Raw genomic sequence first — 18,286 nt, 5'->3', positions numbered from 1 at the left:
GTGACGAGCGAATTCATCGAGCGGCGCCGGCCGGGCGGCTGTACCGGCGCAGGGCCAGTTCGGCGAGCGAGACCAGGCCGGTCAGCAGCACTCCGAGCAGGGCCGCGGCGAACACGGCCGCGTACAGCCGGGCGGCGTTCCCGGTGGACTGCTGCGAGAAGACGATGATCTGCCGGCCGATACCGCCGGCGGTACCGGTGGAGATCTCCGCGACCACCGCGCCGATCACCGACGCCGCGGCCGCCAGCCGCAGCGCGGGCAGCAGATACGGCACCGCCGCGGGCAACCGCAGCCGCAGCAGCGTCGCCCACCGGCCCGCCGCGAAACTGTGCAGCAGTTCCACGGCCGCCTGCGACGGCGACTGCAGGCCACGCAGCGTGCCGATGGCGACCGGGAAGAACACCAGATAGGCGGCGATCACCACGATGCTCATCCAGGGCTGCCACGGCTGCCCGCCGATCGCGATCCGCCCACCCCAGCCCGCCACCAGCGGCGCCAGCGCGATCAACGGAACCGTCTGCGACACCACGACATACGGCAGCAGCCCGCGCTCCACCCAGGCGAACCGCTGCATCACCACCGCCAGCGCCACCCCGACCACGGTGCCCAGCACCAGCGCCAGCAGTGCCAGCCCGAAGGTGAAACCGGCGGTGTGCAACAGTGTTTCACCGACGGTCCGATGCCCGTCCCGCTCCCCCAGCACGGTGAGCACCGCCCACATGTGCGGCAGCGCCCCGTCGGTGGTGCGCGGCAGCACCCGCTGCCCGCCGACGCTCACACCCTGGGCGGGCACCAGATCCTTGATCAGCTCCCAGACCACCGCCACCAGCACGAAAGCGGCCACCGGATACAGCCACCGCACGAACCGCCGCCCGACGCGCCCCCGCTCGTTCGCCGATTCCTGCTGTGCCACCACGATATCGACGACATCGTCCACCACGGTCATGGCACGCCCCCGAGGCCGCGCGCCGACGCCGCGGACCAGGCCGCGCGACTTCCCGGCAGCGCTACGCAACACGAGTGGACCTCGCTCATGACGCGCTCTCGGTCGCGGTCACCGGCGCGGGCAGGCGCGGCAGGATCTGCTCGCCGTAGGCCTCCAGGGTGGCGGTCTTGGCGTCGTGCTGGAGGTAGACGGCGAACTGGTCGACGCCGAGGGCCTCCAGTTCGCGCAGCCGGGCCAGGTGTTCGTCGGGGGTGCCGAGCAGGCAGAACCGGTCCACGATGGCGTCCGGCACGAAGTCGGCATGGGTGTTGCCGGCCCGGCCGTGCTGGTTGTAGTCGTAACCGGTACGGCCGGCGATATATTCGGTGAGCGCGGCCGGAACATCGCTGTCCGCGCCGTATTTCGCGACGATGTCGGCCACGTGGTTGCCGACCATGCCGCCGAACCAGCGGCATTGCTCCCGAGCGTGTTTCAGCGCGGCGACCGAACCGTCGGTCACGTAGGCGGGGGCGGCCACACAGATCGACACCGCCGCCGGGTCGCGACCGGCGCGTTCGGCGGCGGCCCGGACCCGGGCGATCGTCCACGCAGCGATGTCCGGATCGGCCAGTTGCAGGATGAAGCCGTCGGCGACCTCACCGGTGAGATCCAGTGCGCGCGGGCCGTATCCGGCCGCCCACACCTCGAGCCGGGAGTCCGCGGCCCACGGGAACCGGACGGTGGTGTCGCCGACGCGAGCGCTGCGGCCGTTGCCCAGTTCCCGGATCACCGCGATGGATTCACGCAGCGTCGCCAGATTCGCGGGCCGGCCGCCGAGGGTACGGACCGCCGAATCGCCCCGGCCGATACCGCAGATGGTGCGATTGCCGTACATCTCGTTGAGGGTCGCGAACGTCGACGCGGTGACCGTCCAGTCCCGCGTCGACGGATTGGTCACCATCGGCCCCACCATCACCTTGCGGGTGACGGCGAGGATCCGGCTGTAGATGACGTACGGCTCCTGCCACAACAGATGCGAGTCGAACGTCCACACGTGCGAGAAACCGTGTGTCTCCGCCACTCTCGCGAGCTCGACCACCCGCGACGACGGCGGTGTGCACTGCAACACCACGCCGATGTCCATGGGACGCCCTCCTTCTCGGTTCCGGTGGTTGCTCAGAGGAGGTTCTGGGACAGGTCGCGGCGCACGAAGCGGCCGTACCCGGCGTTACCGAGATAGGCGCCGCCGTCGACGATCACCCGCCCGCGCGACAGCACCGTGTCCACATGACCGTCGATCTCGAAACCCTCGTAGGCCGAGTAGTCCATGTTCATGTGATGGGTCCTGCCGAGCCCGATGCCGGTGTGCCCGTTGGGGTCGTACACGACCAGGTCCGCATCGGCGCCCGGCGAGACGACACCCTTGCGCGGATACATCCCGAACATCCGCGCCGGGGTGGTGCAGCAGACGTCCACCCAGCGTTCCAGGCTGATCCGGCCGTCCTTGACGCCCTGGAACATCAGGTCCATCCGATGCTCCACGCTGCCGATCCCGTTGGGGATCTTGCTGAAATCGCCGATCCCCATCTCCTTCTGATCCTTCATGCAGAAGGGGCAGTGATCGGTGGCCACGCTGGTGACGTCACCGGTGCGGATGTAGCGCCACAGTTCGTCCTGATGCCCCTCGGCGCGGGACCGCAGCGGCGTCGAGCACACCCACTTGGCGCCCTCGAAACCCGGTGCGCCCAACTGTTCCTCGAGCGACAGGTAGAGGTACTGCGGACAGGTCTCGCCGAAGACGTTCTGCCCGTTGCCGCGCGCCACGGCGATCTGCTCCAGGGCCTGTTTCGCCGAGACGTGCACCACGTACAGCGGCGCCCCGGTGACGTGCGCGAGCATGATCGCCCGGTGCGTGGCCTCCTCCTCCAGCTGCCACGGCCGCGAGGTGCCGTGGAAGTACGGCGCGGTGTCGCCGCGCTGCAACGACTGCGCGACCAGCACGTCGATGGCGATCCCGTTCTCGGCGTGCATCATCAGCAGGGCGCCCAGATCGGCGGCGGTCTGCATGGCGCGCAGGATCTTGCCGTCGTCGGAGTAGAACACCCCCGGATAGGCCATGAACAGTTTGAAGCTGGTGACGCCCTCGCTCACCAGTTCGGCCATGCCCTTCAGGGATTCGTCGGTGACGTCGCCGACGATCTGATGGAAGCCGTAGTCGATCGCGCACTTCCCGTCGGCCTTCTCGTGCCACGAAGCCAGCGAATCCTGTACCCGGATACCCGGCGTCTGCACCGCGAAGTCGACGATGGTGGTGGTGCCACCGAAAGCCGCTGCGCGGGTGCCGGTTTCGAAGGTGTCGGACGCCTCGGTGCCGCCGAAGGGCATCTGCATATGGGTGTGCCCGTCGACGCCGCCGGGGATGACGTACTTCCCGGTGGCGTCGATCACCGTGTCGGCGACGGCGGCCGGGTCGGCGCCGAGCACGGTGGCGCCCGGACGCAGCACCGCGGCGATGGTCTCGCCGTCGATCAGGACGTCGAGAAGCTGAGATCCCGTGGCGGACACCACCGTTCCGCCACGAATCAGGGTCGTGCTCATCAGGGCTCCACCAGTGGTCCGTAGGCGTCGGGGCGGCGATCGCGGTAGAAGGCCCAGCGGTCGCGCACCACCTTGATCAGATCCAGGTCCAGATCCCGGATCACCAGTTCCGGATCGGTGCCGGAGGCGACGTCACCGACGAATTTGCCCTCCGGATCGACGAAATAGCTGGTGCCGTAGAAATCGTCGTCGCCGTACTCGCTCTCGACGCCGACCCGGTTGATCGCGCCGATGAAGTATTCGTTCGCGACCGCGGCCGCCGGCTGTTCCAATTTCCACAGGTACGAGGACAGTCCCCGCGAGGTCGCCGACGGGTTGAAAACGATCTCCGCACCCGCCAGGCCCAGCGCTCGCCAGCCCTCCGGGAAATGCCGGTCGTAGCAGATGTACACCCCGATCCGGCCCACCGCGGTATCGAAGACCGGCCAGCCCAGATTGCCGGGCCGGAAATAGAACTTCTCCCAGAAGCCCTGGACGTGCGGAATGTGATGTTTCCGGTACTTACCGAGATATCGGCCGTCGGCATCGATCACCGCGGCGGTGTTGTAGAGCAGTCCGGGTTGCTCCTGCTCGTACACCGGCACGATCATCACCAGGCCCAGTTCGGCCGCCAGCGCGGCCATCCGGTCGACGGTGGGCCCGGGGACCGATTCCGCGTACTCGTAGTACTTCGCGTCCTGTAGCTGGCAGAAATACGGCCCGTAGAACAACTCCTGGAAGCAGATCACACGAGCGCCCTGCGCGGCGGCCTGCCGCGCGTAGTCCTCGTGCGCCGTGATCATGGACTCTTTGTCGCCGGTCCAGTTCGTCTGGACGAGCGCTGCTCGAACGATCGCCATGCTTTGTGATATTGCCCCCTGAAGCGCGTTCGTTGTGTAACAATCTGACGGAAACAGTTTCGCGGCCGTTAAAACTCCCGGCGGTCCTGGTCCGGCCCCCGCCCACACCGCAGAATTACGCTGTGCCAGCCGAATTCGGGCCTCCGGAAACCGGTGGTGAGATCGGCGCCGCGGCGGGTTCCGGACCGTCCGCCGGTTTCACCGCCGGACTCACCGATCGCACCGCCGCGGGTATCGCCGCGGCCGTGCGCCACGAGATCCGGTCGGGCGCGCTGCCGCCGGGTGCGCGGCTGCCCACCGTGCGGGAGGTCGCCCGGGAACTGCGGGTGTCACCGGCCACGGTCACCCAGGCCTGGCGGGCACTGGCCGCCACCGGCGCCATCGTCGCCCGGGGCCGGGCCGGTACCTTCGTCGGCGGGCCGTCCCCGGATCCGCCGCCCGGCGGCCGGTACCAGCGCCTGCACCCGTCCTCCGACGACGCCTTCGCCATCGATCTGTCGCGCGGCGTACCCGATCCGGCCCTGTTGCCGGATCTCACCGCCGCGCTGCGGGTACTCGCCCGCGACCCCGCCATCGACCGCCTGTCCGCCACCTATCTCGGCACCGCGATCCTGCCCGAGATGGAGGCGCTGGTGCGCAGCGATTGGCCCTGGCGCGCAGAGCGTTTCACCGTCGTCGACGGCGCCATCGACGCGGTCGACCGGCTGCTGGCCGCGCACGTCCGCTTCGGCGATGCGGTTGTCGTCGAAAATCCTTGTTTCCCACCGTTTCTCGATCTGCTCGCCCGGCTCGGCGCCCGGACCGTGCCGGTGGGCCTGGACGAATCCGGGCCGCTGCCCGCGGAATTGGCCGCCGTCGTGGCGTCGCACGCACCCGTGGCGCTGCTGCTGCAACCGCGCGCCCAGAATCCGACCGGCGCCGCGCTCACCGGCCGGCGCGCCCGCGAACTCGCCGCCGTCCTGGCCGGTACCGCGGTCGTGGTGATCGAGGACGACCACAGCGCGGGCATCGCGGCGGGGGCGCTGCGTTCGCTGGGCTCCCGGCTGCCGCAGCAGACGGTGCACATCCGCTCCTATTCCAAATCCCACGGCGCCGATCTGCGGCTGGCGGTGGCGGCCGGACCGGCCGCGCTGCTCGATCCGGTGATCGAGCGGCGCATGCTCGGCCCGGGGTGGACCAGCCGGCTGTTGCAACGCGTACTGGTACACATGCTCACCGACCACGACGCGCGCCGGGCCGTCACCACCGCCCGCGCGGTGTACCGGGCCCGCGGCGACGCCCTGCGCGCGGCGCTGGCCCGCCACGGGACGGTCCTCCCGCGCGCCGACGGCATCAATCTCTGGCTCCCGGTCGCCGACGAGAACGCGGCCCTGATCTCGCTCGCCGCGGCCGGGATCAAGGCCGCGCCGGGCGGTCCGTTCGAGGTCACCGACCGTGCCGCGGTCGCCCACCTGCGCCTCACGGTCGCGGCCGTCACCGAGCCCGGGGTCGATCGGCTGGCCGGCCGGCTGGCCACCGCGGCCGCCGCCGCGCCCGCCTACCGCCGGGTGCGCCGGGCCTGACCGGGCGAAAACGGCAAATCGACTGTGCGAGCATCGATCCGGGGCTTCGCTGCACACGCTTGCACCCGACCTGGAATGATGCCGGGCAAACATCAACCGTTCGCGACAGGATGCAAGGAGACCTTCCCAGGTGACCACCGATTCACAGGCTCCGCAGTTCGACGTCCAGCCGCTCCGCCACCGCCGGCCGACCCGCGCGCTGCGCCGGCTCGGCCTGGCGACGGCCGGCCTCTCGATCGCAATTCTGGGGGCGGGCCACGCCGCCGCCGCCCCGGCGCCGCTGCACCAGGCGGTCGCCGGTTGCGGAGCGCCGGTCGACGGGCAGCCCAACGGCAAGCAGTTCCCGGGCGAACCCCCACTGTCGATCGATCCCGGCTCCGGCTATTCCGCCACCCTGCAGACCAATTGCGGGCCGATCACCGTCTCCCTCGATGCCGCGAACGCGCCCCACACGGTGAACTCGTTCGTCTTCCTCGCCGGGCAGCAGTATTTCGACCACAGCCGCTGCCACCGGCTCACCACCGCGGGCATCTTCGTCCTGCAGTGCGGCGATCCGACCGGCACCGGTCACGGCGGGCCCGGTTACCGCTTCCAGGACGAGAACCTGGCCGGCGCGGTCTATCCCGCGGGCACCCTGGCCATGGCCAACTCCGGCCCGAACAGCAACGGCAGCCAGTTCTTCCTGGTCTACAAGGACAGCCAGCTGCCCGCCAACTACACCCCGTTCGGCCGCGTCACCGGCGGCATGGACGTACTGCAGAACATCGCCGGCGGCGGCACCGCCGACGGCTCGCCCGACGGCGCTCCCGCCGCCGGCGTGGTGCTGGATTCGGTTGCCGCCGACCAGAACTGAGCCACCCCGCACAACGAGCAACGGCCGCGCTCCGAAAGGAGCGCGGCCGCCTGCGTTCTCGGACCCTTACAGGTACTGACCCGTGTTGGACTCGGTGTCGATCGCCCGGCTCGCCGAGGCGTTCTTGCCCGTGACCAGCGTGCGGATGTAGACGATCCGCTCGCCCTTCTTACCCGAGATGCGGGCCCAGTCATCGGGATTCGTGGTGTTGGGCAGGTCCTCGTTCTCGGAGAACTCGTCCACGATCGAATCGTAGAGATGCTGGATGCGCAGGCCCGGATTGCCGGTCTCGAGCACCGACTTGATCGCGTACTTCTTGGAGCGGTCCACGATGTTCTGGATCATGGCGCCGGAGTTGAAGTCCTTGAAGTACAGGACCTCCTTGTCACCGTTGGCGTAGGTGACCTCCAGGAAGCGGTTGTCCTCGCTCTCGGCGTACATCCGCTCCACGACCCGCTCGATCATCGCCTGCACGCACTTGGCGCGGTCGTCGTCGAACTCCTGGAGATCGTCGACGTGCAGCGGCAGGGTTTCGGTGAGGTACTTGGAGAAGATGTCCTGCGCCGCTTCGGCATCCGGCCGCTCGATCTTGATCTTCACGTCCAGGCGGCCGGGCCGCAGGATGGCCGGATCGATCATGTCCTCGCGGTTGGAGGCGCCGATGACGATGACGTTCTCCAGGCCCTCGACGCCGTCGATCTCCGACAGCAGCTGCGGCACGACCGTGGTCTCCACATCGGAGGACACGCCCGAACCACGGGTCCGGAAGATCGAGTCCATCTCGTCGAAGAACACGATCACCGGGGTGCCCTCGGAGGCCTTCTCCCGCGCGCGCTGGAAGATGATCCGGATGTGCCGCTCGGTCTCGCCGACGAACTTGTTCAGCAGCTCGGGGCCCTTGATGTTGAGGAAGAACGACTTGGCTTCCTTGGCGTCCTCGCCACGGGCCTCGGCGATCTTCTTCGCCAGCGAATTGGCCACCGCCTTGGCGATCAGCGTCTTACCGCAGCCGGGCGGGCCGTACAGCAGCACGCCTTTCGGCGGCCGCAGCGCGTACTCCTTGAACAGATCCTTGTGCAGGAAGGGCAGCTCCACCGCGTCGCGGATCTGCTCGATCTGCCGGCCCAGGCCGCCGATGTCCTCGTAGTTGACATCCGGCACCTCCTCGAGCACCAGATCCTCGACCTCGGCCTTGGGGATCCGCTCGAACGCGAATCCGGCCTTGGTGTCGACCAGCAGCGAATCACCGGGCCGCAGCTTGCGCACCGGGCGATCCGGATCTTCGACATCGTCGACGTCGACCAGCCGGCTCAGCGGGCCCGACAGCCACACCACCCGCTCCTCGTCGGCGTGGCCGACCACCAGGGCGCGGCGGCCGTCGTCGAGGATCTCGCGGAGGGTGCCGATCTCACCGGTGCGGTCGAACGCGCCGGCCTCGACGACGGTGAGCGCCTCGTTCAGCCGGACGGTCTGGCCGTAGTGCAGGGTGGCGGTATCGATATTCGGCGAACACGTCAGCCGCATCTTGCGCCCGGAGGTGAACACATCGACCGTCTGATCTTCGTAGACATCGAGTAGAATGCCGTAGCCACTGGGCGGCTGGCCCAGCCGGTCCACCTCTTCGCGGAGCGCGACCAGTTGCTGACGGGCTTCCTTCAAGGTGTCCATGAGCTTGGTGTTGCGAATGGTCAGCGAATCGATGCGGGCTTCCAATTCCCTTGCGCGATCCGGCGAGTCGGCGAGTTGCCTGCGCAATGCAGCCAGCTCTGCCCTAGTCGCTTCGAGTTCCCGCCAGGCCGCCGAATCGGAATGTTCGTTGGGGCTCATGATGCTGCTCCTCCCAGTCCCGGTCTATCAACGCTACCGGGCGCGAACCGTTCTCGCTTTCCGACATGGTTTCGTCGTGATCACATCTAGGCTGCGGTCGGCGACCGGACCACCATGTTAGCTTCACCTAACCCGTTTCCGGCGAGTTAATTTCACCGCATCGAGTGGAAAGCGCTCTCGACAACGCTCCTTCCTGGTTCTTTTCCCGGTTCCACCTGTTCTACAGGTAATCGGTGGTCTCGCGCTCGCGTTTCGGCGGCAACCTCGCGCGCGGAGCCCGGCCCGGCAGGGCCGGAAACCGCTCCGATCGGGATGTATCGGCGATTTCGGACCGGTCACGGCGCCTCAATGGTTCACCGGTGCCACTCCCGTCCCACCGGGCACTTTGTCACCAGTCGGAAATCGGTGCGGCGAATCGCGGGTTCCGGCCCGCCCGGACCGCATTTCCACTCCCCCGGCGAGCGCCGCGCAACCGCCGCGTACGTTACACACCGGAAAGCGGGCGGTCACGATGCGATCGACGCCGTGACACGGCCGTCGTGACCGACGTCACGGGCTCGCCGGCGCCGGCCGCGGACCTGCGATTCCGCCTCGCGGCGGCCCCCTCCCGGCACCGGCGCGGACGCGGTGTTAGGGTCACCTAACCAATTGCGGTGGGCAGTCACCGGCTGCCCAGCTCGATCGAAAGGCGTGTCGACCATGCTCAACTCCACCCACCGTTCCGTCCGGGCCGTGCGGTTCGCCCTGGCCGCCGCGGGCGTCGCCGTCGCACTGACCGCCGGTGGCACCTTCGCCGCCGCCGACACCCCCGCGCCCGCGCCCGCGGAGTTGCAGGCCACGCTGGATCAGTTCGTCGATCCGGGCATCTCGACTCCCGACAAGGAGAAGCTGGTGGTCAGCGGGGAGCAGCGCGCCGCCAACATCGAGACCATGACCGGCAAGCTGGCCGGTTACGGCACGATCGGCTTCGTCGTCACCGACGTGCAGGCCACCGGTGACAACGCCGATGCCTCGGTCGCGATCTCCTCGCCGCACGGCACGATTCCGGGCTTCCACATGAGCTGGCAGCACAGCGACGCGGGCTGGCAGCTGACCGACGGCAGCGCGTGCACCATCCTGGCGCTCGGCCGGGCCGCCTGCTGATCGCCGCCGCCGGCCCCGCACCCCGTGCCGGCGCGCGGGGTGCGACCGGGTCGGCTCAGCCCTTCGACGGGCGGCGCTGCGGCTTCGGCGGCACCACGCCGTCGGCGAGGCGCCGCGCGCTCACCAGGAACGCGGTATGTCCCTGCATACGGTGTTCGGGGCGCACCGCCAGGCCCACCACATGCCACGGCCGCACCAGCGATTCCCAGGACCGCGGCTCGGTCCAGCACTGCTGCTGCCGCAGCGCCTCCACCACCTCGGACAGCTGCGTCACGGTCGCCACGTAGATCACCAGCACGCCGCCGGGGACCAGCGCCTTCGACACCGCGGGCAGCGCGTCCCAGGGCTTGAGCATGTCCAGGACGGCCCGATCGACCTGGTCACCGGTGTAGTCGGCGACATCGCCGAGGGTCAGCGACCAGTTGTCCGGCCGCTCGCCGAAGAACCGCTCGACATTGCGCACCGCGTGCTCGGCGTGATCGTCGCGGATCTCGTAGGACAGCACCCGGCCCTCCGGCCCGACCGCGCGCAGCAGCGAACAGGTCAGCGCCCCGGATCCGGCGCCGGCCTCCAGCACCCGCGCACCCGGGAACACGTCGCCCTCGTGCACGATCTGCGCGGCATCCTTCGGATAGATGACCGCCGCGCCCCGCGGCATCGACAGCACATAGTCCACCAACAGCGGCCGCAACGCGAGATACGGTGTGCCGTTGGCGGATTGGACCACACTGCCCTCGTCGCGACCGATCAGATCGTCGTGCTTGATCTGACCCTTGTGGGTGTGGAAGTCCTTGCCCGGGTCCAGCACAACCGTGTGCTGGCGGCCCTTGGCGTCGGTCAACTGCACCCGGTCACCGGCGGCGAAGGGGCCGGTCCGTCTGGCCGTCATGAATCTCCTGTTCTGCTGGGCGTCCGCGGTCGGCGGCGAACGGTGATACGGGTGTACCTGTTTTGTCGGTACCCCCGATTAGCCTGCCAGGTATGACAGCGGACTCGACGCCGACCCCAGCCGACTCCGAAGCCGACTCCGAGACCCCTCCCGGCACCGCCACCGACATCGACTCCGGTAGCGCCGCCTCTCGTGACCGAGCGGTGCGCGCCCCCGCGCTCTCGCCCTCGCGGGCTAAAGATTTCACCCTCTGTCCGCTGAAATATCGATTACGCGCGATCGATCGGATTCCGGAAACGCCGGATCGCGTGCTGGTGCGCGGAACACTCGTGCACTCGGTGCTGGAATCGCTGTACGGGCTACCGAGCGGCGAACGGGTGCCCGACCGGGCGGCGGCCCTGGTCGAGCCCGCCTGGCAGCGATTGCTGGCCGATCGCCCCGAACTCGCAACCCTGCTCGAGCCGGGTGAACTGCCCGATTTCCTGGACCAGGCGCGCGGACTGCTGCGGGTCTACTACCGGCTCGAGGATCCCACCGCGTTCGATCCCGAATCCTGCGAGCATCTGGTCGAGGTCATGCTCCCCGACGGATCCCCGTTGCGCGGCTACGTCGATCGGGTCGACATCGCCCCCACCGGCGCGCTGCGCGTGGTCGACTACAAGACCGGGCCCGCCCCCGCCCCCGGCCGGGAGAACCGGGCGCTGTTCCAGCTCAAGTTCTACGCCGCGATCATGTTGCGCACCCGCGGCCGCGCACCCACCCAGTTGCGCCTGCTGTACCTCGCCGACGGGCAGATCCTCACCTACTCCCCCGACGAGCCGGAACTGCTCCGCTTCGAACGCATCCTGTCGGCGCTGTGGGCGGCGATCAGCGCCGCGGGCCGGACCGGCGAATTTCCGCCCAGTCCCGGCCCGTGGTGCCGATATTGCGACTACCGCCCGCTGTGCCCGGCGCACGGCGGCGCCGCGCCGCCCTATCCGGGCTGGCCCGTCGCCGCCTGATCCGCCGGATCAGAAGGCGCGGCAGGTGCGGATGTCGGTGGCCAGGATGGCCTTCGCGCCGAGGTCGGCGAGCTGATCCATCACCTCGTTGCCCTGTTTGCGGGGCACCATGGCCCGCACGGCCACCCACGCGGTATCGGCCAGCGGCGAGACCGTCGGCGATTCCAGGCCGGGGGTGATCTGTACCGCGCTGTCCAGCAACGTCTTCGGGCAGTCGTAGTCCAGCATCAGATACTGCTGCGCGAACACCACACCCTGGATCCGGGCGACCAGTTGATTGCGGGCCTTGTCGTGCGGCTCGGCGCCGGCCCGCTCGATCAGCACCGCCTCCGAATCGCACAGGGTCTCACCGAACGGCACCAGGCCGTGCTGGCGCAGCGTGCGACCGGATTCGACGATATCGGCGATCGCGTCGGCGACGCCGAGCTGGATGGAGATCTCGACCGCGCCGTCGAGCCGGATCACCTCGGCCTCAATGCCGCGGCGCGCCAGATCGGTGAGCACCAGATTCGGATAGGCGGTCGCGATGCGCTTGTCGTAGAGATCCTCGACCTTCCAGTCGTGGCCCGCGGGGGCGGCGTAGCGGAACTTCGAGCGGCCGAATCCGAGGGTCAGGCGCTCGTGCACCTGCGCGCCGGAGTCCAGGGCCAGATCGCGGCCGGTGATGCCCAGATCCAGCTCGCCGGAGCCGACGTAGATGGCGATGTCCTTGGGCCGGAGGAAGTAGAACTCGACGTTGTTGGCGGCGTCGAGGACGGTCAGGTCGCGGGAGTCGACACGCTTGCGATAACCGGCCTCGGCGAGGATCTCGACCGCGGCCTGGGACAACGCGCCCTTGTTGGGTACTGCGACGCGGAGCATGAGGTGGTGTCCTTTCGGGACGAGTGACGGATTCGGAGTACGGCCCGCCGGGCATCCGGCGGGTTATCCGTCACAGATGTCGGTACACGTCCTCGAGCCGCAGACCGCGGCCGACCATCAGCACCTGCACCCAGTACAGCAGCTGCGAGATCTCCTCGGCCAGCGCGTCGTCGCCCTCGTGTTCGGCGGCCAGCCACACCTCACCGGCCTCCTCCAGCACCTTCTTCCCCTGCGCGTGGACGCCGGCATCCAGCGCTGCCACGGTGCCCGACCCTTCGGGCCGGTTGACCGCACGATCCTGGAGCTCGGCGAACAGGGTTTCGAAAGTTTTCACGGGTGGTCATTCTCGCAGATACGGGCGCACCGCCCGCAACCGAGTATCCGGGCCGTCAGGCCGGGCGATCCTCCGGGCGCTCGGCCCCGGCGGGCGGCATCGGGAGGTTGGCGATCCGATCCGCCAGGGTGTCGACGGCGTCGGCGTCCATGTACGCCTCGAGGGTGAGTTCCAGCATGCTCGCCCAGCGGTCGATCCGGGGCTTCCAGCGGTTGACGTAGGCCCGCGCGTAGGCGGCCTCGACCTCGTCGCCGCGGTCGCGGGCGGCCTGCTCGGCGCCCATCGCCGCCGATACGGTGTTCTCCGCCAGCGCGAGCTGTTCACGGCAGTGGTCGGGGGTGAAGATCTCGTCGCGGACCGTATCCGCCTCGACGCGCAGGGTGCCGACCACCTGCCGCAGCCCGGGATCCGCCGACACCGCCTTCGGGCCGGGCGACTGCCGGGCCGTGGCGCGGGCCCGCCGCGACCGCCGCGCGGTGTCGCGCCGCTCCCATTCGGCCAGCTGCTCCCGGTAGTGGTCGATCGCCTCGCCGGTCACCGTCCGATACACCAGATCCGCTGCGAGCGAGACCTTCTCGGCGCCGGCGCCGTCCCGCACGACCAGCGCCACGCGCCGCACCGGGATCTCCGGTTCGAGCCGTCCCTCGATCCGCGCGTCGAGCACGTCGTAGAAGTGGCCCTCGGTCACCTCGTCGCACTGGAGATCGAACAACGCGGTGCCGACCTCGACGAAGGTATCGCAGGTGCGGCCGGTCAGGGTGTCGGCCTTGCCGAAACGGCCTGTGCCGGAATCGATCCGGTCGGTGCCGTCGGCGCCGGAATAGGTCGTCTCCCAACGGTACGAATCGTCGATCTCGGCAGCGTTCATCCTGTCCCTCATTCGAGGCGTGTATGCGAACCACGCGCGAATCCCTCAGGGCAGAGTAACCGGTCGCGCCTGCTCCGCCCGGCGAATCGGCGGACCCGCGAACTCACTCGTCCGGAATCACCTCGACTCCGTCCGGAAGTCGACAACCCAGCCGCGCGAGGCGCCGCGCGACCTCCGGCGGCGGCAGTGTGAGCCGTTCGGCGGCCGTCAGGACGGCGAGGGCGGGCAGCGGGCGGCGGGGGTCCGGCCAGTGCGTCGCGCCGTCGGAACGCTTGCCGAGCAGGATCAGATCCCGGGCCGGCCGATCGGTGCCGCCGCCGACCCCGGACCAATCATGCTGCGGCACAACGACTCCGAGCTCGGCCAGCCGGGCCGCCACGGCGCGCGCGGGTCGCCCGGTCACCACGGCCGCCGCGATCACCTGCCCAGCGGGGATCTCGGCATCGACGTCGTGGAACGGGAATTCGCCGTCCGCCTCGGCGCTGAGCAGTACCCGGTCGGCGTCGGTGAGCACCGGCCACCCCGCCGGGGCCGTGATCCGCACGCCGGCGGATCGCAGCCGGTCGGCGACGTCGGCCGGACTGCGGTGCAGCGCCGCCGCGGCGAGGACGACCTTCACCGCCGGTACCGGCCGGTGGTGCAGTAGCCACGCGGAGTCGGCGATCCCGCCGCCCAGCGGCACGTCGAGGTCGTCGAAGGGATCCGCGCTGCGCGGGTTGAAACCGAACAGCAGCAGATCCGGATTGCGGATGCCGACCATCGCCGTGTCCAGGGTCCGCCACCGCAACGGGTCCACCCGCAGCCCGAGCCGGATCAGGCGGTCGGCGACCTCGGCCGGCGAGATGTGCACCGCCGTCGCGATGGCGAAGACGCGCGGGACGCCGACCAGGCGATCCGGGCCGCCGATATCGTGCAGCGCGTCCGAGAGGAAATCCAGCATCCGCCGGTCCACATCGTCGAGATCGGGCCAGCCACCGGCCGGTTCGCGCACCTCGAAGCCGAGGGCCGCGCAACGGTCGGCGATCCGCCGGCACGACGTCCGCTGTGGGGCGGCCGCGGCCACCGCCACCACCTGCGCGGCCGGCAGCGGCAGGCCCGGATCCAGCCAGGGCGCCCGGGCGTCGCGGTAGCGGCTGATCAGCGGGCCGTCGGCCGCCTGCGGATGCGGCCACGGGCCCGGCGGCACGCGATAGCCGAGCAGGCCGAGCGCCTCGGCCACCTCGCCGCAGCCGCGGCCGAGTCCGACGGCGGCGAGGACGACCCGGCCGCGCGGCACCTCGGCATCCGGATCGTTCCAGGCGGTCTGCGCACCGAACCGGAACCGGATCAGCCCGCGGTCGAATCGTTCTCGCGGGAGCGCGATCTCCGGCCAGCGGCGCGGCTCGACCCGGAAACCCGACCGGCGGAGGTGGTCGGCGATCGCCGCGCAGGTGGTGTCCAGTTGTGCGGCCGCCCCGATGACCAGTCCCGGTGGCACGGGTTGCGCGGGATCGGTCCACGCGCGGGTGTCGCGGATACCGGCGGTCAGGGCCACCCGCATGTCGAGTTCGGCCCGCTCCGCGATCGGGGGCCAGACCCGTTCGGCCACAAGGTAACCCGCGCAGCGCAGCCACCGGGCGATCTCGTCGCAGCCGTGGCCGAATCGGCAGGCGGCCGCGACGACGTGGCCCGCCGCCACCGGATCGCCGGGATCCAGCCAGCTCTGGTTCTCGTCCGCATCGGCGTGCAGGATCGCGAGCAACCGATCGAGGTGCCGCGGCGGGAGGGCGTCCAGGGCGCGCCAATCCGCCGGGGGCGCAGGATGTCCCAGCACGGCGAGCCGATCGGCGAGTTCGCCCGCGGGCCGGCCCAGACCCCGCGCGCGCAGCAGCAGGTCGGCCACCGGGGGCGGCTCCTCGGCGGATTCGGTGCGCGCCGGCGGCGCGGTGAGGGTGTGGTCGGTGGGCAGGGCCGGCGGCGGTCCGGTCGCCGCCGTCCAGCGGAATCCCGGGACCAGCCCGGCCGCCACCCAGGCGGCGAAGCGCCATTCGATCCAGGGATCGGCCAGCGCCTGCCGCAGCCGAGCGGTGGGACCGAGGAAGGTGGCGTTGCGGTGCCGCCAGTGCGTCAAGGCCCGTACCAGCAGTTCGTCGGCGGGGAAACAGCCGATGCGCGACATCGGCACCACCGTCTCCCCCACCGTCCAGCGAATCTCCGGATCGGCGATCACCGCCGCGCCGATCAGATCCGCCAGGCGCGGATCGTGCTCGGCGACGATGCCCAGCCAGGGCAGTGTGCCGGTGCGGAATCCACGGGCCACCAACTCGGGGATGCGGTCCCGCAGCAGACCGTCGATGGTGTGCTCGTCGACGGGATCGATCGTCATGACGCGGCGGTCGACGCTCAGCCGGGGGACGTGCGGACCGGTCAGATTCACCACGGCCCCGTACCGGCTGCGACCGGCCCACACCCCGTCGGCCAGCAGCGCGCCCATCGTCGGGCACCACCACACCCCGGCGCCGCCGAGCAGTTCCGGCGGGCCGGACGGGAGCGGGCCGGCGGCGAAGACGTCCACCGCGCCGACCGGCGCACTCGACGCCAATTCGCCCGCGGTCCACTGCAATACGTCCGAGCCGTGCCGCGCGGTGACATCGGATTCGGAGATCCACAGCACGCGCCGCAGCAGATCCGTGCAACTGACGTCGAGGCGGTCCCGGCGCAGGATCAGCCGGATCCTGGTGCCCGGCTCCCAATCCCACGGTTTCGCCGGTCGCCGCCGGATCCGCGCCAGCGAGTCCGGGCCGCCGATGCTCACCTCCAGCGGATCGTCGACGCGACCGTCGGCGTTCATCCGCCGGGTGGTGACGATCAACTCGTCGGCGAGCATGAAATAGCTCAGCACGCCGATGCCGAAGCGGGAGTTCGGATAGACCACGATGCCGTATCTCGCCCACTCGTACTGTTCCTCGAGGTAGCCCGGCAGATCGGTGAACCGCACCCCGGCACGGGCGAAGGAGTTCACGATCTCGTTGCGGCCCATGCCGATTCCGTTGTCGGCGCAGTCCAGATACGGCCGGCCGTCGTCACCGATGCCCTGTTCGAAGTGGATCGTGCCGCGCCACGGCGGCGGTGTCTCGCCCTTCGCGCGCAGGCATCGCAGTCGCGCGTCGCGATATCGGCAGGCGTCCAGCGCGTTCTGGTACAGCTCCCGGATCGCCAGGGCCGGGTCGCCGTACAGGCTTGTGCCCATGAGCAATTCGCGCACGCGCTCGTCCGCGAGCCGGAACTGGAAGTAGCCGCCCTCGTCGTAGGCCGGGCCGTCGGCCAGGTCCCCCGCACTGACCGACTCCGCCGACAACTGCGCGGGCAGCCGGGACAACAGGCGCAGCGGCCCCTCCGGCCGGCCGTCCGGCGCGGCGGCCCGATGACAGCCCCGCACCAGTTCGTCGGCCTCCCGGACCCGGTCGTGCAGCGCGGATTCCAGTGCGGGATGGCGGCATTCGGCGACCAGGACGCGCGCGCCGCCGCCCCCGGCCCGCCAGGTCGCGGCGCGGACGGTGGCCAGTACGCTCGCCGGATCGATCGGGTCGGAGGTGCCGACGTGATCGGGTACCACCTCGGGCATCCCGGCCGGATCCAGCGCCATGCGGTCGGCGAGGGTGAGGATCAGGCCGATCAGGCGGACGCGGACCTCGGATTCCCCCTCCGCGATCGGCCAGATCACCCCGACCGGATGGCCGGCGTCGAAATCCGTTGCCTGGTCGGCGCCGTACCGATGCAGCCGCAGCAGTCCGGCCAGTTGTGCCACCACCGGCGCGGCGGGCAGGCCGAGGATCGTGCCCGCCGGGTCCAGGTCCAGTGCGCGGGCGACCTGCCGCGGCTCGTAGATCCCGGGCTGCCGGGCCAGCCAGCGATGGAAGATCCACCAGCGGATCGCCTCCGCGGCCGGCTCGTCCTTCGGCGCGGACGTCGTCTCGTCCCAGGCGCGGCGGTACAGCCGCGGGAAGGTCCGGGCGAAGTTGCGGAACTCGCGCGCGGCGAAGGTGCCGGTCTCGCCCTCCGGTTGTGGCTGCGGCGCAACACCTTCCGGATCCCCGCGATCGTCCGGTACCGCGCGGCAGGCGGCGATCCAGTACAGCCGGAACACCCGGTGCACGAACGGGAATGCGGCCAGCAGACCGGCCTCGAGCCGGGTCGGCCGGTCGTCGGGCGACTCGGCGAAGACGGTCCGGGCCAGGAAACCGGCGCGCCTGCCGACACGTTCGGGCAGTTCGGCGTCCCACCACGGATCTCCGGCGGCCTGCCGCTCGCGCGCCGCGGCGAGATGGGCGAGCCCGCCGACGAATTCGACGACCTCGGGGTCCGCCGCACCCTCGGCGGTCCGGGTCCATATCGGATGGGCGCGAATCTCGTTGCGCCAGCGGCCGGTCGGGCCCGGCGGATCCGCGCGACCGGTCGCGGCCGACGGCGGGACCGGCGCCGCGATCATCTGGAAATAGTTGATGAGAGTGACACTTCCGGCCCGCCCGGCCGCGACCGAACCCGGTGCGACCGCGGTGATTCCCGGGGCCGACGGCACCGATCCCGCACCGGAGCCGGTCGCCGGC

Annotated in this window: 14 protein-coding genes; 4 read left to right on the top strand and 10 right to left on the bottom strand. The window is 70.3% G+C overall.

Annotated features, from left to right (window positions below; genetic code table 11):
• Positions 1-13: 13 nt before the first annotated feature.
• The 4 genes from G361_RS0104505 to G361_RS0104490 are packed head-to-tail and all read right to left on the bottom strand — an operon-like array spanning position 14 to position 4,362.
• On the bottom strand, positions 14-1,018 hold the full coding sequence (locus tag G361_RS0104505) for an ABC transporter permease (protein WP_231386780.1): 1,005 nt from the start codon (positions 1,016-1,018) through the stop codon (positions 14-16).
• A gap of 13 nt (positions 1,019-1,031) precedes the next feature.
• Complete coding sequence (locus tag G361_RS0104500) at positions 1,032-2,069, bottom strand: TIGR03842 family LLM class F420-dependent oxidoreductase (RefSeq protein WP_019925860.1); 1,038 nt, start codon at positions 2,067-2,069, stop codon at positions 1,032-1,034.
• A 32-nt stretch (positions 2,070-2,101) separates the two neighbouring features.
• A complete protein-coding gene (hydA, locus tag G361_RS0104495; RefSeq protein ID WP_019925859.1) occupies positions 2,102-3,523 on the bottom strand; it encodes a dihydropyrimidinase in 1,422 nt (473 codons plus the stop codon).
• On the bottom strand, positions 3,523-4,362 hold the full coding sequence (locus tag G361_RS0104490; protein ID WP_019925858.1) for a nitrilase-related carbon-nitrogen hydrolase: 840 nt from the start codon (positions 4,360-4,362) through the stop codon (positions 3,523-3,525). The genes hydA and G361_RS0104490 overlap by 1 nt, the downstream gene beginning before the upstream one ends.
• A gap of 122 nt (positions 4,363-4,484) precedes the next feature.
• Between G361_RS0104490 and G361_RS0104485 the strand changes: the two genes are divergently transcribed.
• Both G361_RS0104485 and G361_RS0104480 read left to right on the top strand, forming a co-directional pair.
• Complete coding sequence (locus G361_RS0104485) at positions 4,485-5,924, top strand: PLP-dependent aminotransferase family protein (RefSeq protein WP_019925857.1); 1,440 nt, start codon at positions 4,485-4,487, stop codon at positions 5,922-5,924.
• Between the two features lie 130 nt (positions 5,925-6,054).
• Positions 6,055-6,777 (top strand): peptidylprolyl isomerase, encoded by a 723-nt coding sequence (locus G361_RS0104480; RefSeq protein WP_019925856.1) that lies wholly within the window; start codon positions 6,055-6,057, stop codon positions 6,775-6,777.
• A 66-nt stretch (positions 6,778-6,843) separates the two neighbouring features.
• Here the strand turns inward: G361_RS0104480 and arc are convergent, their stop codons facing one another.
• Positions 6,844-8,604 carry a proteasome ATPase gene (arc, locus tag G361_RS0104475; RefSeq protein WP_026342680.1) on the bottom strand — a complete coding sequence of 587 codons (1,761 nt, stop codon included), beginning with the start codon at positions 8,602-8,604 and terminating at the stop codon, positions 6,844-6,846.
• Positions 8,605-9,303: 699 nt separating this feature from the next.
• On the opposite strand from arc, the gene G361_RS42305 reads away from it, so the two are divergent.
• Positions 9,304-9,747, top strand: coding sequence for a hypothetical protein (locus G361_RS42305; RefSeq protein WP_019925854.1), 444 nt, complete (start codon positions 9,304-9,306; stop codon positions 9,745-9,747).
• A gap of 55 nt (positions 9,748-9,802) precedes the next feature.
• Here the strand turns inward: G361_RS42305 and G361_RS0104465 are convergent, their stop codons facing one another.
• Entirely contained in the window at positions 9,803-10,636 is an 834-nt protein-coding gene (locus G361_RS0104465) for a tRNA (adenine-N1)-methyltransferase (RefSeq protein WP_019925853.1), read from the bottom strand.
• 92 nt (positions 10,637-10,728) lie between these two features.
• On the opposite strand from G361_RS0104465, the gene G361_RS42300 reads away from it, so the two are divergent.
• On the top strand, positions 10,729-11,637 hold the full coding sequence (locus G361_RS42300; protein WP_052172623.1) for a RecB family exonuclease: 909 nt from the start codon (positions 10,729-10,731) through the stop codon (positions 11,635-11,637).
• 9 nt (positions 11,638-11,646) lie between these two features.
• Here G361_RS42300 and hisG read toward each other — a convergent pair whose 3' ends face one another.
• From hisG to G361_RS0104440, 4 genes are all read right to left on the bottom strand, one after another.
• Positions 11,647-12,498, bottom strand: coding sequence for an ATP phosphoribosyltransferase (gene hisG / locus G361_RS0104455; protein ID WP_019925851.1), 852 nt, complete (start codon positions 12,496-12,498; stop codon positions 11,647-11,649).
• 70 nt (positions 12,499-12,568) lie between these two features.
• A complete protein-coding gene (locus G361_RS0104450) occupies positions 12,569-12,832 on the bottom strand; it encodes a phosphoribosyl-ATP diphosphatase (protein ID WP_019925850.1) in 264 nt (87 codons plus the stop codon).
• Between the two features lie 55 nt (positions 12,833-12,887).
• Complete coding sequence (locus tag G361_RS0104445) at positions 12,888-13,700, bottom strand: hypothetical protein (RefSeq protein ID WP_019925849.1); 813 nt, start codon at positions 13,698-13,700, stop codon at positions 12,888-12,890.
• Positions 13,701-13,803: 103 nt separating this feature from the next.
• Positions 13,804-18,258: a hypothetical protein gene (locus tag G361_RS0104440; RefSeq protein WP_019925848.1), complete on the bottom strand. Its 4,455-nt coding sequence runs from the start codon at positions 18,256-18,258 to the stop codon at positions 13,804-13,806.
• Positions 18,259-18,286: the final 28 nt, after the last annotated feature.

Source organism: Nocardia sp. BMG111209, from assembly GCF_000381925.1.
GTDB lineage: Bacteria > Actinomycetota > Actinomycetes > Mycobacteriales > Mycobacteriaceae > Nocardia.
Note: the sequence above shows the minus strand (reverse complement) of the source record. Positions and strands in the feature narration are given on the sequence as shown.

What these genes read in the sequence shown, in the direction of transcription:
- G361_RS0104500 (WP_019925860.1), bottom strand. Translation starts at nt 2,069, where the DNA reads ATGGACATCGGCGTGGTGTTGCAGTGCACACCGCCGTCGTCGCGGGTG.
- hydA (WP_019925859.1), bottom strand. Translation starts at nt 3,523, where the DNA reads ATGAGCACGACCCTGATTCGTGGCGGAACGGTGGTGTCCGCCACGGGA.
- G361_RS0104490 (WP_019925858.1), bottom strand. Translation starts at nt 4,362, where the DNA reads ATGGCGATCGTTCGAGCAGCGCTCGTCCAGACGAACTGGACCGGCGAC.
- arc (WP_026342680.1), bottom strand. Translation starts at nt 8,604, where the DNA reads ATGAGCCCCAACGAACATTCCGATTCGGCGGCCTGGCGGGAACTCGAA.
- G361_RS42305 (WP_019925854.1), top strand. Translation starts at nt 9,304, where the DNA reads ATGCTCAACTCCACCCACCGTTCCGTCCGGGCCGTGCGGTTCGCCCTG.
- G361_RS0104465 (WP_019925853.1), bottom strand. Translation starts at nt 10,636, where the DNA reads ATGACGGCCAGACGGACCGGCCCCTTCGCCGCCGGTGACCGGGTGCAG.
- G361_RS42300 (WP_052172623.1), top strand. Translation starts at nt 10,729, where the DNA reads ATGACAGCGGACTCGACGCCGACCCCAGCCGACTCCGAAGCCGACTCC.
- hisG (WP_019925851.1), bottom strand. Translation starts at nt 12,498, where the DNA reads ATGCTCCGCGTCGCAGTACCCAACAAGGGCGCGTTGTCCCAGGCCGCG.
- G361_RS0104445 (WP_019925849.1), bottom strand. Translation starts at nt 13,700, where the DNA reads ATGAACGCTGCCGAGATCGACGATTCGTACCGTTGGGAGACGACCTAT.